Origin of the sequence: Cellulosimicrobium funkei (assembly GCF_900155925.1) — a bacterium.
GTDB lineage: Bacteria > Actinomycetota > Actinomycetes > Actinomycetales > Cellulomonadaceae > Cellulosimicrobium > Cellulosimicrobium funkei.
In genome coordinates this window covers 203601-219330 of record NZ_FTMI01000001.1, presented here as the reverse complement: position 1 = coordinate 219330, position 15730 = coordinate 203601, and the positions used below count along the sequence as shown (strand labels likewise).

At 74.2% G+C, this 15730-nt stretch carries 10 protein-coding genes; 2 read left to right on the top strand and 8 right to left on the bottom strand.

The features are described from left to right. The first annotated feature begins 151 nt into the window (after positions 1-151). Positions 152-2437: a SpoIIE family protein phosphatase gene (locus BXA05_RS00880; protein WP_244550354.1), complete on the top strand. Its 2286-nt coding sequence runs from the start codon at positions 152-154 to the stop codon at positions 2435-2437. Positions 2438-2508: 71 nt separating this feature from the next. On the opposite strand, the gene BXA05_RS00875 is transcribed toward BXA05_RS00880, so the two are convergent. The 7 genes from BXA05_RS00875 to BXA05_RS00845 form a co-directional block, all read right to left on the bottom strand. Next, positions 2509-2982, bottom strand: coding sequence for an ATP-binding protein (locus BXA05_RS00875; protein ID WP_061266630.1), 474 nt, complete (start codon positions 2980-2982; stop codon positions 2509-2511). Then, entirely contained in the window at positions 2979-3314 is a 336-nt protein-coding gene (locus tag BXA05_RS19180) for an STAS domain-containing protein (protein ID WP_228485224.1), read from the bottom strand. The genes BXA05_RS00875 and BXA05_RS19180 overlap by 4 nt, the downstream gene beginning before the upstream one ends. A 227-nt stretch (positions 3315-3541) precedes the next feature. Next, complete coding sequence (locus tag BXA05_RS00865; protein ID WP_076403362.1) at positions 3542-7141, bottom strand: Ig-like domain-containing protein; 3600 nt, start codon at positions 7139-7141, stop codon at positions 3542-3544. 226 nt (positions 7142-7367) lie between these two features. Further along, the gene (locus BXA05_RS00860; protein WP_083711206.1) at positions 7368-9620 is read right to left on the bottom strand and encodes a beta-galactosidase; all 2253 of its coding nucleotides are present in this window, start codon (positions 9618-9620) and stop codon (positions 7368-7370) included. Positions 9621-9760: 140 nt separating this feature from the next. Further along, positions 9761-11101, bottom strand: a complete 1341-nt coding sequence (locus tag BXA05_RS00855; protein WP_021481965.1) for an ABC transporter substrate-binding protein — start codon at positions 11099-11101, stop codon at positions 9761-9763. 84 nt (positions 11102-11185) lie between these two features. Next, positions 11186-12142, bottom strand: coding sequence for a carbohydrate ABC transporter permease (locus BXA05_RS00850; RefSeq protein WP_076403360.1), 957 nt, complete (start codon positions 12140-12142; stop codon positions 11186-11188). Between the two features lie 2 nt (positions 12143-12144). Beyond that, positions 12145-13083 (bottom strand): carbohydrate ABC transporter permease, encoded by a 939-nt coding sequence (locus tag BXA05_RS00845; RefSeq protein WP_061266633.1) that lies wholly within the window; start codon positions 13081-13083, stop codon positions 12145-12147. Between the two features lie 174 nt (positions 13084-13257). Between BXA05_RS00845 and BXA05_RS00840 the strand changes: the two genes are divergently transcribed. Beyond that, positions 13258-14325 (top strand): LacI family DNA-binding transcriptional regulator, encoded by a 1068-nt coding sequence (locus tag BXA05_RS00840; protein WP_076403359.1) that lies wholly within the window; start codon positions 13258-13260, stop codon positions 14323-14325. A 102-nt stretch (positions 14326-14427) separates the two neighbouring features. Here BXA05_RS00840 and BXA05_RS00835 read toward each other — a convergent pair whose 3' ends face one another. Next, positions 14428-15657 carry an ROK family transcriptional regulator gene (locus tag BXA05_RS00835; protein ID WP_244550353.1) on the bottom strand — a complete coding sequence of 410 codons (1230 nt, stop codon included), beginning with the start codon at positions 15655-15657 and terminating at the stop codon, positions 14428-14430. Between the last annotated feature and the right edge of the window lie 73 nt (positions 15658-15730).

Below are 15730 nucleotides of genomic sequence, written 5' to 3'. Positions count from 1 at the left end.
GGCTCGCCCGCCGACCTCCACGGACGCGGCGCACGAACGGTCGGTGGGGCGCGGTAGCCTGAGGCACGCGTCTCCGGATCCTCGAGCCAAGGTGGTCCGCCGACCGTAGTACGGCAACCGTCCGCGGGACGTGATGCCCGGACGGAGGATCGTGACCAGGACGGTCGACGAGCCGGAGCTCCTCGCGCCCGGCGAGGCGGTGGACCTCGACAACTGTGCCCGCGAGCCCATCCACGTCCCCGGCATGATCCAGCCGCGCGGGGTCCTGCTGGTGGTCCGCGAGGCGGACGGCGTGCTGCTCCAGGCGTCGGCGAACGTGGAACGGCACCTCGGCGTCCCCGCGGAGGAGCTCGCGGGCCGGCCGCTCGCCGACGTGCTCGGCGAGGAACCTGCGCGTGACCTGCTCGCGCACGCGGCGGACGGCGCGGACCTCGCGACGCGCAACCCCGTGACCCTGCACCTCGACCGCTGGGACGGCAGGCCGCTCGACGTCGACGCCGTGCTCCACCGGCCGCCGCTGCCGGAGGAGGGTCCAGGTTCCGAGCCGGTGCTCGTCGTCGAGCTCGAGACCGCGGCGGGCGCGCGCCCGCTGACGTTCCCCAACACCTACCTCGCCGTCCGGCAGGCGCTGCGCGACCTCGAGCGCGCCGCGACGCTCGACGAGCTGTACGACGACGCGGCCCGGCACGTGCGCGAGCTCACGGGCTTCGACCGCGTGATGATCTACCGCTTCGACGCGGACTACAACGGGGAGGTCGTGGCCGAGGCGCGCCGGGACGACCTCAACGCGTTCCTCGGGCTGCACTACCCGGCGTCGGACATCCCGCCGCAGGCGCGCGCGCTGTACGAGAAGAACTGGATCCGGCTCATCGCGGACGTGGACTACGCGCCCCAGCCGATCGTCCCGACGCTGCTCCCCACGACGGGCGCGCCGCTCGACCTCACCTACTCGACGCTGCGCAGCGTCTCGCCGATCCACCTCGAGTACCTGCGCAACATGGGCGTGCGGGCGTCGATGTCGATCTCGCTCCTGCGCGACGGCCGGCTGTGGGGGCTCGTCGCGTGCCACCACTACTCCGGCCCGCACGAGCCACCCTTCGAGGTCCGCACCGCCGCGGAGTTCCTCGGGTCCGCGCTCTCCGTCCGGCTCGTCTCCCAGGCGGAGGACGAGCGCGAGACCGAGGTGCGGCGCGCCGAGGGCGTCCTCGCGCACCTGGCCGCGGACAGCCGCGACGAGAGCGTCCCCATCGGCATCGCCCTGACGCGCTCGGGCTGGCTGCGCCGCCTCGTGCGGGCCGACGGCGCGGTCGTCGTCGCGGAGGGCGGCCTCATCGCGGTCGGCAACGTGCCCGACGAGGACGGGTGCCGCGCGCTCGTCGCGTGGGTCCTCGGGCACGGCGAGGACCTGGTCATGTCCGACGCCCTGCACCGGGACGCGCCCGACGTCGCGGCGCTCGTGCCCGACGTCGCGGGCGTCCTCGGGATCGTGCTGCCCGAGGGCCAGGTCGTGCTGTGGGTGCGCGACGAGGTCCTGCGGCACGTGGACTGGGGCGGCGACCCGTACAACAAGGAGATCGCGCGCGGCGAGGACGACTCGGTGCGGCTCAGCCCGCGCAAGTCGTTCGAGCGGTGGCGCGAGGTCGTGCGCGGGCACAGCGTGCCCTGGACGTCGGACCAGACGGACGTCGCGACGTCGCTGCGTGGCCACCTCGTCGAGGCCCTCTACCTGCGCGGCCGCAAGGCGGTGCGGGCGACGGAGGAGCTCCAGCGGAGCCTCCTGCCCGCGCTCCTGCCCGACGTCCCGGGGTGGACGCTGCAGTCTCGCTACGAGTCGGCCGGCACGGGTCTCGTGGGCGGCGACTGGTACGACGCGCTCGTGCTGCCGTCCGGGCGCCTCGCGCTCGTCGTGGGCGACGTGACGGGCCACGGGCTCCAGGCCGCGGCGACGATGGGCCAGCTCGGGACGACGCTGCGGGCCGCGCTCGTGAGCACGGGCTCCGCGGTCGAGGCGGTGACGCTGCTGGGGGAGGTCGCGCGCTGGACGCTCCCCGGCGAGGTCGCGACGATCGCCGTCGCGGTGTTGGACCCGGTGACCGGAGTCGTCGAGCACGTGTCCCTGGGGCACCCGCCGCTGCTCGTCGTCGCGCACGACGGGACCACGAGCTGGACGGAGAGCGCGATCGTGCCGCCGCTCGGCCTCGTGGACCGCGTGCCGCCCGCGCAGCACGTCCAGGTGCCGCCCGGCGGCGCGCTCGTGCTGTACAGCGACGGGCTCGTGGAGCGGCGCGAGGAGTCGATCCTCGACGGCCTGCGGCGGCTCGCGGCGTTCTTCGCGGCGGAGCCGGGGACGGTCGACGTCGACGGCGTCGTGGCCGCCGCGCGCGACCCGCGCTCCGCGGACGACGCGACCCTGCTCCTGGTGCGGCGCGACGCCTGAGGCGCGCGCGCCGGGGCGCGAGCGTGCGGGGGGGTCGAGCGTCGCGGCGGGGAAGCGGTGCGGCCGGGGTGTCAGCCGATCGGGAGGAGCGCGCTGCGCACGCCGGCCCCGCCACGGAAGACGGGGACGTCGAAGCGCGCCCAGACGTGCTTCTCGCCGGTGCCGGCGCGGAACCAGCCGACGGCCGTCGAGGCGCGCTGCGCGAGCACGAGCCCGAACCCGCCCGCGCCCGGCGAGCGCCGGCCCGCGATGACGGGGACGTCCGGCGAGTGGTCCACGACGTCGATGACGAGCTCGCGCCCGTCGCTGAGCAGGCGCACCTGCGTCGGGGGGAGGCCGTGGCGCAGCGCGTTCGTCGCGAGCTCGCTCGCGACGAGGACGACGCGCTCGGGCGTGGCCTCGAGCGCGCGGTCCGCGGGCAGCGGGGCGCCGGTGAGCATGCGGTGCAGGCCCTCCCGCAGGGTGGCGAGGTCCGCCAGCGTGCGCAGCGGCCAGGCACCGATCTCGACGAAGCCGGGCGGTACCGCCGCGTGGGCGAAGGTCACGCCTCGTCCTCGGCAGGTCCGGCGTCGTCGGTGAGCTCGAACAGCTCGGCGACACCGCTGAGCTCGAGCAGGTCGCGGACGCGGCGCGGGACGCGCTCCAGCACGGGTGCCCCCGAGCCGGCCGTGGCGGCGTGGTAGAGCAGGCGCAGGCCGCCCGAGTCCATGAAGGTGACCGCGCCGAGGTCGATGTGGATGCGCCCGTCGGCCGACTGCGCGAGCCGCAGCAGCTCGTCCTCGCGCCGGGCCTGGACCGCGGCGTCGATCTCGCCGCGCATGGTCCAGCGCGTGCCGCCGGCCGTCGTCAGGACGTCTCCGCTCGTGGTGGGGGTCACGGTGGTGGGCTCCTCCTCGGTCCCGGCACTGTACCGGGCACCCGGGATACGGTACGCGGCTCCGCCGACGCACGCGAGGCAGTGTCGCGGCGTGGCCGCGATCATCGGGTGACGTGCCTCTCCCGCGCCGCGCAGGGCGGCGCGGGGGAGCCACGACGAGGGCCGCACGGCGGGCCGGGACGGCGTCGCGGAGGACGCCGACCCGGCCCACCGTGCGGCCGGACGGCTCAGCAGGAGCGCGCGTCGAACCCGACCTCGAGCGGTGCGAACCCGTCGACCGTCACGACGGCCGTCCCGCCCGGGACGGACGCCGCGCGCGACGCGAACGACTGGTAGGCGCTCGCGCCCGGCGCCACGGCGGCGACCGTGCGCGTGCCGTACGGAGTCGCGAGGGTCACGTCGAGCGGCGCGTCGCCGTCGTTCGTGGCGCGGACCGCGACGTACACCTTGCCGGCCAGGCACCGCGTCTCGGCGGTGACCGTCACCGGCGCCGCGCCGGCGTCGGCCGTCCAGCGCAGGGCGTACGCCCGCTCCGTGCCGTCCTCGGCCGTGACGCGCACCGTCGTCGTGCCGGGGACGGCGTCGGCGGCCTCGACCGCGACCGTCGCCCAGGGGTCGTGCGCGACCGCCTCGACGGCGGGCACCCCGCCCGCGACGGGCACGTCGTACGCCGTGACGGCCGGGTCGAACCCGGCGAGGGGCTCGCCGGCCACGGTGATGCCCGACGCCGTGGTGTCGGTCCCCGTGCCGGGCACCTTGGCGAGCACCTCGATCTCGGAGACGACCAGGTGGGTGTTCGCCCGTGCCGTGAGGACGACGCGCACGGACGACGTCCGCACGTCCGCGGGGATCTCGACCGCGGGCGCGGGGCCGTCGGGCGAGGCGTCCACCGTGACGGGCGCGCCGACGTCGGTCCACGTGCCGCCCACGAGGGCCTGGAGCCGGACGGACTGCGCCCAGCTCGCGCTGGACCCGTCCTTCCAGAACCGCGTCACGACGCCCGTGACGTCCCGGTCCGCGGGGAGCGTGACGGTGAGCGTGTCGGAGGTGCGCTTGGTGCCCGACACCCAGTTCGACCACGCCTTGTCGGTGAGGTTGCCGTTCACGACGCCGCCGACGGCGTAGCCCGGCTCGGTGAACGTCGCGCTCGCGGTCGTGCCCGCGGCGAGCGCGCCGTTGGCGGACGCCGCCTCGGTCACCTGGACGCGGGCGGTGGCAGGGAGCGTGGCGCCCGCCCCGGCGTCGGCCGTGCCCGTGAGCTCGACGACCCCGACGGCGTCGTACGCGCCCGCGGGGGCCTCGTCCCAGACCACCGGGCGCTGCACCTCCGCGCCGCCCGCGGCGACCGCCGTGACGGTCGCGGGCAGGGCCGGGGTGCCGCCCGCGTACGCCTTGGCGCGCGCGGGGAGCGTGGACGTGAGCTCGTCGACGACGACGGTCGCCGTCGCGGCGACCTCGCCGCCGGTCGGCGTGGCCACGGTGCCGGTCACCTCGACGGTGCCGGCCTCGGCCCACGCGTCGTCGTCCGGCACGTCCCACGTCACGGGGAGCGCGCCGCGCGCCCCGTCGCGGTAGACCGGGGTGACGGTCGCGGGGAGCTCGGGCGCGGTGCCCGGCGTCGTGAACGCCTGGACGGGCTCGGTGCCGAGGACCGTCTCGTCGACCACGCGCCAGCGCTGGTTCACGCCGGAGTTCGCGAGGTACGTGCCCACCGGCGAGCCGTCCGCCGTCGCCTGGCCGCCGACCTCGAGGAGGGTCTTCGAGGACGCGTTGACGAGCGTGAAGGTGCCGTCGCCGGTCGTCGAGAGGATCCACTGCGCGGCGAGCGGGGTGTCCCCGACGTCGGCGGGCGCGTCCTGGAGGACGGCGGACGTGTCGGCCGCGACGGCGAGCTGGCGGCCCGTGGCCGCGTTCGTCACGGCGTAGCGCGTGCGGTGCGTGCCGGAGCCCTCGGGGGCGCCGAGCGCCGTGAGCTCCCACGCCTGCTCCGCGACCGGCGCGTCGGTGCGGATCACGACGCCCGTGCCCGACGCCGACGGCGCGAGCGAGCGGTCCGCCTGGACGCCGTCGAGACGGTAGGCGTGCCCGTCCTGCACGAGCGCGGCGTCGTCCGCGACGCCGGAGACGCCGTCGACGACGAACGTCGTCACGGACTCGGCCGGCACGACGAGCGTCGCGCTCGGACCGTCCGCACCCGTCTCGACGGCCACCGGCTCGCCCTCGACGAGGTAGCCGGCCGTGCTCGTGACCACGGGGGTGACGGTCGCATCGGACCCGACCGCACCGAACTTCGACAGGTCGAGCGTCACGGCGCGCTCGGCCTTCGTGGCGTTGACGTGCACGACCGTCGCGGACGTGCCGTCGGCCGACACCGCGGCCGTGCTGCTGGCGTCGTCCGAGCGGATCAGCGAGTCGCCCGGCTCGATGTAGTGCGTGAAGTTCTGGGTCGCCCAGTACTTCGTGTTCGTGTAGATCGGGCACGTCTCGAGCGTGTCCTCGGCGGTGCAGTCGAACGGGATCTGGATCTCGCCCCAGTTCATGCCGTTCGCGCTCTCGCCGCCGGGCGCCATGTTGGCGTAGTCCTCGACCGGCTGCCAGAACACCCACGCGCTCGGCTCGAGCTCGCGCAGGTCGTCGACGATGTGCTGCGCGCTGCCGAGGCCGGACTCCATGGTCTCGAAGTCCTGGCCCGTCGAGCTCCAGTTCCCGCCGACCTCGCTCATCCACAGCGGCTTGTCCTCGCCCTTGGCGATGTCGCGGACCGTCGTGCGCTGGCCCGTGCCGTAGGTGTGGACGTTGAGCTGCGACACCTGGTCGCGGACCGCCTGCGGGTACGCGTTCCAGTTGGTCGCGAACGTGCCGGGGTTGGTCTCGTCCATCGCCGAGATCACGGCGTCGGTCGAGGAGCCCTCGAGCGCCGCGGCGAGCGCCGGGACGACCTTCGCCTGGAGCGCGGGGCCCATGTGGGCGCCCTCCTGGCGGCCGCCGGTGGGATTGCCGTCGGCGCCGAGCTGCGTGCCCCAGTAGCTGGTGTTGGGCTCGTTGAACGGGTCGATCGTGTCGACCTCGATGCCGTGCGCGTCCTCGAGGCGCTCGGTCACGCCGACCAGGTAGGCCGCGAAGTCGTCGATGCTGTCCGTCTTGAGCTGGTCCGCGGTCGAGCTGAACCCGCCCGAGACGTACCCGCTCACGGTCATGAACCACGGCGGGGAGTTGCTGAACGTCTCCCAGTGCGTGACGTCGTCCTTGATGCGGTCGACCCACCAGCGCTGCGTCGCGTCGGCGTCCTCGTCCCAGTGGTCCGGGTTCTCGGGGTCCCACCAGTCCACGTCGGTGCGCGTCGTGCCCTCGGGCGCCTTCCACCAGCCGTCGACGGCGCCGCCGGCGCGCAGGTAGTCCGGCACGTCGGGAGCGTTCCCGCCGCCGACGTTGTAGCGCGCGATGTTGAGGTTGAGGCCCTCGTCGCCGAACACCATGTCCGCGAGCCGGTCGCGGATCTCGTCCGGGTAGCCGCCCGTGGCGTTGGCGAACCACACGAGGCTCGTGCCCCAGCCCTCGAACGGCGCGCCCGCGTACGACGGGTCGGGCGTCACGGTGACGCCCGCGACGTCGGCGGGGGCCGCCGTCGTCCCGGTCGCGGCGACCGCGCCCGCGGGCGAGGCCTGCGCGGGCAGGGCCGCGAGCGCGCAGCCGGCGACGAGCGCCCCGGCACCGAGGCCCGCGACGACGCGGGCCCCCGTCCGGCGGGCGGCCGCACCGCCCGGGCCCGTGCGGCGAGGACCGGGTGGTCCACCCCGCGTGGTCGTGTCGGTCTCGGTCGGGCTCATCCCTGAGCCACCTCCTTCGCGTCGCTGCGAACCGGCGGGGTGCACCGGGTGCGGGTCGTTCCCGCGGGGGTCTGTCGTGCCGAGGTAGAGCCCTGGTCCGCCGAGGTAGAGCCCCGGTCTGCCGAGGTAGAGGCGTGGTCTCGACGACGGCGACCACGGCCTCCACCTGGGCGGTACCAGGCCTCTACCTCGCGGGACCACGGCTCTACCTCGTGGAACCGGGGCTCTACCTCGCGGTGGCGGGGTTGTTCCTCGGCGGAGTCGGCGCGGCCGGGCGGCGGACGACGGCGACGCCGCGCGGCTCGAGCAGCAGCGCGCCTCCCGCCGTGCCCTCCACCGTGGCCTCCGCCGTGCCTTCCGCCGTGCCTTCCGCCGTGCCTTCCGCCGTGCCTTCCGCCGTGCCATCCGTCGTGACGGCCCTCGTGCCCGACGCCGTGAGGCGGCGCCCGGCGAGGACGTCGCCCGCGACGTCGGGCACCTCGACCGGACGGGCCGTGCGGTTGACGAGGAACCAGAAGTCGTCCGTGCCGTCGGTGCGCACCGCGAGCTCGACGTCGCCGCGCACGGCGGCGGGCAGCTCGCTGCGCACGCCCGCGTCGTCGAGCAGGCGGGCGAGGACGGGGACGAGGCCCCGGCGGCCGAAGCGCGTGGAGACGTAGGCGGCGGAGCCCTCGCGGGCGCCCGCACCGTCCCCGGTGCGGACCGTCCGGCGCGTCACGGCGGCGCGGCCGGCCTGCTCGCCGGTCTTGTACCAGCCCAGCACCTCGACGTCCGGGTCGACGACGTCCACCGGCTCGGTCCACACCGTGCCCTCGAGCTGCTCGCCCGCGAGCTCGACCGTCGCGCTCTCGCCGTCCAGCAGCGGGGCGAACTCCTCGACCCGGATGCCGAGCAGGTCGCGCAGCGCGCCCGGGTAGCCGCCGAGCCACGCGTGGTCGTCCTGGTCGACGACGCCCGAGAAGTAGGTCGTGACGAGGTGGCCGCCCGCCTCGACGAACGCCGTGAGGCGGTCGCGCAGGCCGGCCGGGACGACGTGCAGCACCGGCGCCACGACGACGTCGTACGTCGCGAGGTCCGTCGCGGACGGTACGACGTCCGCGCGGACGCCGAGCGCGAGGAACGCCGAGTACCAGTCGAGCGCCTCCTGGCGGTAGCGCAGCCGGTCGGTGGGGTGGGAGTCGAGCTCGCTCGTCCACCACGAGTCCCAGTCGAAGACGATCGCGGCGCGCGCGGGCTTCTGCGTGCTGCCCGCGACGGGCGCGAGGTCGCGCAGCGTCGCGCCGAGCGCGACGACGTCGCGGAAGAGGCGCGAGCGCTCGCCCGCGTGCGGGACCATGCCCGAGTGGTACTTCTCCGCGCCGGCCGCGGACTGGCGCCACTGGAAGTAGCAGACCGCGTCGGCGCCGTGGGCGACGTGGGTGAGCGAGTCGCGCGCGAGCTCGCCCGGCTTCTTCGCGACGTTGACGGGCTGCCAGTTCACCGCGCTCGTCGAGTGCTCCATGAGGAACCACGGGCGGTGCCGGGCGATGCCGCCCGTGAGGTTCGCGGAGAACGACAGCTCGTCGAGCGCCTGCGGGCCGGGCAGCACGTAGTGGTCGTTGGAGACGAAGTCGAGCTCGTCCGCCCACGCGGCGTAGTCCATGCCCTTCGTCTCGCCCATGACCATGAAGTTCGTCGTCACGGGCACGTCCGGCGTGACGCGGCGCAGGATCTCCGCCTCGGCGCGCAGGTACTGGCGGAGCGCGTCGGACGAGAAGCGCTTGAAGTCGAGCTGCTGGGTCGGGTTCGGGTGCGACGCGGCGAGCCGCGGCGGGAGGACCTGCTCCCACGCGCTGTAGCGCTGCGACCAGAACGCGGTGCCCCACGCGGCGTTGAGCGCGTCGAGCGTCGTGTAGCGGTCGCGCAGCCACGTGCGGAAGGCCGCGGCCGCGTCGTCGGAGAAGTCGTAGACGTTGTGGCAGCCGAGCTCGTTCGACACGTGCCACGCGACGAGCGCCGGGTGGTCGCCGTACCGCTCGGCCATGCGCTCGACGAGGCGCAGCGCGTGCTCCCGGAAGACCGGCGACGTCGGGCGCCACTGCTGCCGCGCGCCCGGCCACAGGGTCTCGCCCGTGCGCGTCTGCGGCAGGACCTCCGGGTGCTTCGTCGTCAGCCACGGCGGCGGCGAGGCGGTCGCCGTCGCGAGGTCGACCGTGATGCCGTGCGCGTGGAGCAGGTCCATGGCGTCGTCCAGCCACGCGAAGTCCCACGTGTCCTCGGTCGGCTGGATGCGGGCCCACGAGAAGATCGCGAGCGAGACCACCGTCACGCCCGCCTCGCGCATGAGGCGCACGTCCTCGTCCCAGACCTCGCGCGGCCACTGGTCCGGGTTGTAGTCCGCGCCGTAGGACAGGCCCGACGGCGTGTATGCGCCGGGCTCGCCCGGCGGCGTGTGCGGCCCGGGACGGCGCAGCCAGCGGAACGGGGTGGGGGAAGACATGCAGGCTCCTCAGGTGCTCGCAGAGCGGTCGACGGCGGGGTGGGCCGTCGGCGGGGTGCCGCGTGGTCGCGCCGGGAGGCGCGACCACGCGGCCGACGGGGCAGGGCCGGGCGCCCCGGCGGGCGCCCGGCGGGGCCGGGTCACTCGGTGACGGTGAACCCCTGCTCGGTGCCGTACTTCGCGGACGCGTCCTGCCAGGCCTTCAGGCCGTCGGCGAGGGTCGTGCCCGAGACGTAGGCCTGGCCCACGGTGTCGTTGAAGATCGAGTTCGCGTAGACCTGGAACGGCAGGTACGACCAGCCCTCGACGACGTCGGACGCCGACTGCGCGAGGACCTCGTTGATCTTCTGGCCGCCGAAGTACTCGGACTCGAAGCCCTGGAACTCGTCGGACTCCAGCTCGGCCGTCGTGGCCGGGAACGCGCCGCCGTCCACGCGCGTCTGCACGCCGTCGCCCGCGTTCGCGTACTCGAGGAATCCGTAGGCGAGCGCCTGGTTCGAGCTCGCGGCCGGGACGGACAGCGCGGAGCCGCCGTTCTCGGCGCTCGCGGACGCGCCCTCCTCCCACTGGGGGAGCGGGGCGACGCGCCACTTGCCCGCGCCGTCGGGCACGCCCGACTCGAGGTTCGCGGGCATCCACGCGCCGATCGCGAGCGTCGCGATCGTGCCGTTGCCGAGGCCCTGGTACCACTCGTCGCTCCACGAGCTGACGGGCGCGAGGAGGTCCTCGTCGATGAGCGTCTGCCAGGTCTGCGCGAACTGCGTGCTGCCCTCGTCCGCGAGGTCGATCGTCACGTCCGTGCCGTCGACCTGGAACGGCTGGCCGCCGGCCTGCCAGATGAGCGAGGTCGTGAACCCGGCGTCGCCCGTGTCGTTGGTGATGTACACGTTCGGGTCGGCCGCGTGCAGGGCGCGCGCGGCCTCGACGAAGCCGTCCCACGTCGTCGGCACCTCGATGCCGTGCTGCGTGAAGACCTCCTCGTTGTAGAAGAGGGCCATGGGGCCGGAGTCCATGGGCAGGCCGTAGATGCCCTCGCCCTGCTGGACGGCGTTCCACGGCCCGGGGGTGAAGGTCCCGTCGAGCTCGTCGGCACCGAACGACGACAGGTCGGCGACGGCGTCCGACAGCGCGAACTGCGGGAGCGCGTAGTACTCGACCTGCGCGACGTCGGGCACGCCCTTGCCGGCGGCGATCGCGTTCTGGAGGGCGGTGTACTGGTCGTTGCCGGTGCCCGCGTTGACGAGCTCGACGTCGACGTTCGGGTACTCGGCCTCGAAGTCGCTGACGACCTGCTCGAGCGTGGGCTCCCAGGCCCACACCGTGAGGCTGCCACCCTCCTCGAGGGCCGCGGCGACGTCGTCGGCCGAGCCGGCGTCCCCGCCGGAGTCGTTGCCGCCGCCCGAGCTGCAGGCGGCCAGGGCCAGCGCGACGACGCCGGTGGCGGCGACGGCGCGCAGGGCGCGGGTGGTGCGGATGGACATGAGGGTTCCTCTCACTTCGTCGTCAGACGGATCGGGCGGGGTGGGTGCGGGGGTGGTGGGCCGGCCCGTGCGGCGGCGCGGGCGTCACTCCTTGACGGACCCGGCCGCGAGGCCGGACTGCCAGTAGCGCTGGAGCAGGAGGAAGGCCGCGACGAGCGGCAGGATCGTGAGGAGCGAGCCGGTGATCACGAGGTCGAAGATCGCCTCGCCGCCGGCGGTCGCGGCCTGCGCGTTCCACGCGTTGAGGCCGAGCGTCAGCGGGTACCAGTCGGGGTCCTTGAGCATGATCAGCGGCAGGAAGTAGTTGTTCCACGTCGCGACCATCGTGAAGAGCAGGACCGTGACGATCCCGGGCGCGAGCAGCGGCAGCGACACCTGGAAGAACGTGCGCGCCTCGCTCGACCCGTCCACGCGCGCGGCCTCGAGCAGCTCCGTCGGGATCGACTCGGCGGCGAACACCCACATGAGGTAGAGGCCGAACGGCGAGATGAGCGACGGGATGATGACGGCCCACGGCGTGTTCGTCAGCCCCATCTGGCTGAACATGAGGAACGTCGGGACGGCCAGGGCCGTGCCCGGCACCGCGACCGCGCCGATGACCGTCGCGAACACGCCGCGCTTGCCGGGGAAGTCGAACTTCGCGAGCGCGTACCCGCCGAGCACCGCGAGGAACGTCGCACCGCCGGCCCCGACCACCACGTACAGCAGCGTGTTCGCGAACCAGCGACCGAAGATGCCGCCGTCGTAGGTGAGCGTCCGGGCGATGTTGTCGAAGAGCGCGAAGTCGCCGCTGAACCACAGGCCGAACGAGGAGAACAGGCTCGACTGCGTCTTGGACGCGTTGACGACGAGCCAGAACAGCGGCACGAGCGCGTAGAGCAGGACGATCCCCGTGAGGACCGTCAGCAGGACGCTGCGGCGGGGGCGGGTGACGCCGTGCGGGGCGCGCGAGCGCAGGCGCACGGGCTTGCGGGTCGTGGCGCTCGTCGTCGTGCGGGACGCGGCGGGGACCGCCGGGGTCGAGGGGGTCGTGGCGGTCATCGTCAGGCCTCCTTGCGCATGCCGCGCAGCTGGACGACGTAGGCCACGATCATCGTGAGGACGCCCATGATGATGGCGACGGTCGCCGAGTAGTTGTACTGCTGGCCGGAGAACGACAGCGAGTACGCGTACAGGTTCGGGGTGAAGTACGTCGTGATCGCGTTGGGCGCGAGGCTCTGCAGGATGCTCGGCTCGTTGAAGAGCTGGAACGAGCCGATGATCGAGAAGATCGTCGCGATGACGAGCGAGCCGCGGATCGCGGGGATCTTGATCGCCCGGACGACCTGCCACTGGGACGCGCCGTCGAGCTCGGCGGCCTCGTAGAGCGAGGTCGGCACGACGCGCAGCGCCGAGTAGAAGATGAGCATGTTGTAGCCCACGAACTCCCAGGTCACGATGTTGCCGATCGACAGCAGCACCCAGTCGGGGGAGAGCGGGTTGGGGATCGTCGTGCCGAGCGCGTCGTTGATGTTCGCGACGAGCCCGAACCGCGTCCCGTACATGAAGCCCCACATGAGCGTCGCGACGACGGCCGGGACGGCGTAGGGGAGGAAGATCGAGATCCGGAAGAAGTTCCGCCCGTACAGGCGACCGGAGTCGATCGCGAGCGCGACGAGCAGGGCGATGCCGAGCATGATCGGGACCTGGACCACGAGGAACAGCCCGACGCGAGACACGCCCGACCAGAACTGCGGGTCCGAGAACGCGCGGGAGTAGTTCTCGAACCCGACGAACTGCGTGCCGCCCACCATCTGGGTGCGGAACAGGCTGAGGTAGATCGAGTACGCGATCGGTGCGAGGAACACGAGCGCGAAGACCGCCATGAACGGCCCCACGAAGCCCCAGCCGGTCCACGAGCGCCGTCGGCGCCGCGCCGGGAGGGACGAAGGAGCGCCGACCGGTGGCCGGAGCGCTGCCACGGGTGGGGACGTCGTCGTCATGCTGTGGTCCTCGTCATCGGGGGACGGCGACGTCCGTCGTCGCCGTTGTTTGCGTAAACATGAGCATGGCACGAGGTTCGGTGTTTACGCAAACATCGCCTACTGTGGGTCCTGACCGGCCACGACACCGGTCCGGCACGGGTACTGTGCCGACACCACGAGGACGAGGACGCCATGACCGACGGGCTCGACGACGAGACCCCCGCCCTGACGCGCACCGGGGGGGCTGCCGTCCGCACGGCACGGCGCGTCTCGATGGCCGACGTCGCGCGCGTCGCCGGGGTCTCCGCGCAGACCGTCTCCCGCGTCTCCAACGGGCACCCGGGCGTCGTCGAGAGCACGCGCTCGCGCGTCCTCGAGGCGATGACCGAGCTCGGCTACCGGCCCAACAGCGCGGCCCGCGCGCTGAAGAGCGGGTCGTTCCGCACGATCGGCGTCATCCTCTTCTCGCTCGCGACCACGGGCAACGTCCGCACGCTCGAGGCCATCGCGACCTCGGCCGCCGCCGAGGGCTACGCCATCACGGTCATCCCCGTCGCGGCGCCCACCCAGGACGGCGTCCACGGCGCCTTCACGCGCCTCGGCGAGCTCGCGGTCGACGCGATCATCCTGCTCATGGAGGTGCACCTCCTCGACGTCGCGCAGGTCAGCCTGCCGCCCGGCGTCCAGGTCGTCGTCGCGGACTCCGACGCGGGCGAGAGCTACGCCGTCGTCGACACGGACCAGGCCGACGGCACCCGCCAGGCCGTGCGGCACCTGCTCGACCTCGGGCACCGGACCGTGCACCACCTCGCGGGGCCCGCGCTCTCGTTCGCGGCCGAGCGCCGCACCTCCGCCTGGCGGGCGACCCTGGAAGAGGCGGGCCGCGAGGTCCCGCCGATCGAGCGGGGCGACTGGTCGCCGTCGTCGGGGTACGAGGCCGGGCTGCGCCTCGCGCGCCGCGACGACCTCACCGCCGTGTTCGTCGCCAACGACCAGATGGCCCTCGGGCTCGTCCGGGCCCTGCACGACTCCGGCCGCCGGGTCCCGCAGGACGTGAGCGTCGTCGGGTTCGACGACCTGCCCGAGTCCAGCGAGTTCCTGCCCCCGCTCACGACCGTCCACCAGGACTTCGCCGAGGTCGGGCGCCGGCTCGTCGCGCAGGTGCTCCGGCAGGTCCGCGAGGGCGTCCACGAGGCCGGCACCCGCCTCGTCCCGACCCGCCTCGTCGAGCGAGCGAGCACCGCCCCGCCCCCGGGATAGACCGCCGGTTCGGCGCGTCCCGGCCGCCGAGCAGGTGGTCCGGGCTCGTCCTGGTCGCGGGACGCGCGCGAACCACCTGCTCGGCCCGCCAGGATCACCTGGTCAGTCGTCGGCGACCCAGGCGCTCGGGTCCTCGACGACCCCGCGCAGCACCTCGCGCGCGCCGCCCGTGAGCGCGGCGTGGTCGCCGACGGGCGCGGGCAGCAGCACGACGTCGGTCCAGGGGGCGGCGAGGACGCGGGCCCGGAGCTCGGCCTCGGCGGCGGGGCGCAGGTAGGGCAGGAGCGCGGGGTAGATGCCGCCGAGCAGGACGGTGCCGATGTCGACGAGGTTGACGTAGTCGGCGAGCGCGCTGCCGAGCGCGGTCCCGGCGCGCTCGACCGCGGCGAGCGCGTCCGGCTCGCCGGCGTCGAGGGCGGCGACGAGCGTGCCGGTGGGCGCGTCGACGGGCAGGCCCGCGCCGCGCAGGAGCGCGTCCTTGCCCGCGTACTGCTCCAGGCAGCCCGTCGCGCCGCAGCGGCACCGGGGGCCGTGCGGGTCGACGACGACGTGCCCGACCTCGCCCGTCCAGCCGTGGCGGCCGTGGAACAGGCGGCGGTCGACGACGATCGCGGACCCGATGCCCACGTCGCCCGACACGTAGAGGTACGTCGAGGGCGCAGGCCCGGTCGCGTCGTCGGGCACGACGCCGTGGCTCGCCTGGGCGAGCGCGGCGAGCTTGGCCTCGTTGCCGATCTCGACGGCGACGTCGGGGCCGAGCCCGAGGAGGCGGACGGGGTCGAGGTGGGACCAGCCGAGGTTCGGTGCGACCTCGAGCCGGCCGGCGCGCGGGTCGACCAGGCCGGGCAGGGCGAGGCGCGCGCCCGCGACCGTCATGCCGTCGGCGCGGACCTGGGCGAGGAGGTCGTGCGCGATGCGGCCGAGGCGGGCGAGCACCTCGGTGGGGTCGCTGTCGTGGAGGTCGTCGGGGTCGACCTGCTCGGCGACGACGGCGCCGGTGAGGTCGAGCACGCGCCCGCCGAGGTAGTCGACGTTCACCTCGAGCCCCAGACCCACGAGGGTGCGCGGCGCGGGGGCGAGCGGCACGGCGGGCCGCCCGGCGCGCTGCGGGGTGGCGGGCGGCAGCTCGGCCACGATCCCAGCGGCGACGAGGCGGTCGACGAGTGTCGAGACGGTGGCGCGAGTGAGCCCGCTCGCGCCGGCGATGTCGGCGCGCGAGCACGGGTGCGACGCCTCGAACACCGCCCGCGCGACCAGGGCGAGGTTGTGCTCGCGCAGCGTGGCCTGGCGGGCTGCTGGGGGACCTGTCCGGGTCGCGACGCTGCGGTTCACGGTCTTGACCTTACCGACCCGGACGGATAAGTTCATCCGTACGACATAAATAGGCCGGGGTCGACCGACGTCG

Coding starts and splice junctions, on each gene's coding strand:
- BXA05_RS00865 (WP_076403362.1), bottom strand. CDS start 7,141: ATGAGCCCGACCGAGACCGACACGACCACGCGGGGTGGACCACCCGGT.
- BXA05_RS00860 (WP_083711206.1), bottom strand. CDS start 9,620: ATGTCTTCCCCCACCCCGTTCCGCTGGCTGCGCCGTCCCGGGCCGCAC.
- BXA05_RS00855 (WP_021481965.1), bottom strand. CDS start 11,101: ATGTCCATCCGCACCACCCGCGCCCTGCGCGCCGTCGCCGCCACCGGC.
- BXA05_RS00850 (WP_076403360.1), bottom strand. CDS start 12,142: ATGACCGCCACGACCCCCTCGACCCCGGCGGTCCCCGCCGCGTCCCGC.
- BXA05_RS00845 (WP_061266633.1), bottom strand. CDS start 13,083: ATGACGACGACGTCCCCACCCGTGGCAGCGCTCCGGCCACCGGTCGGC.
- BXA05_RS00840 (WP_076403359.1), top strand. CDS start 13,258: ATGACCGACGGGCTCGACGACGAGACCCCCGCCCTGACGCGCACCGGG.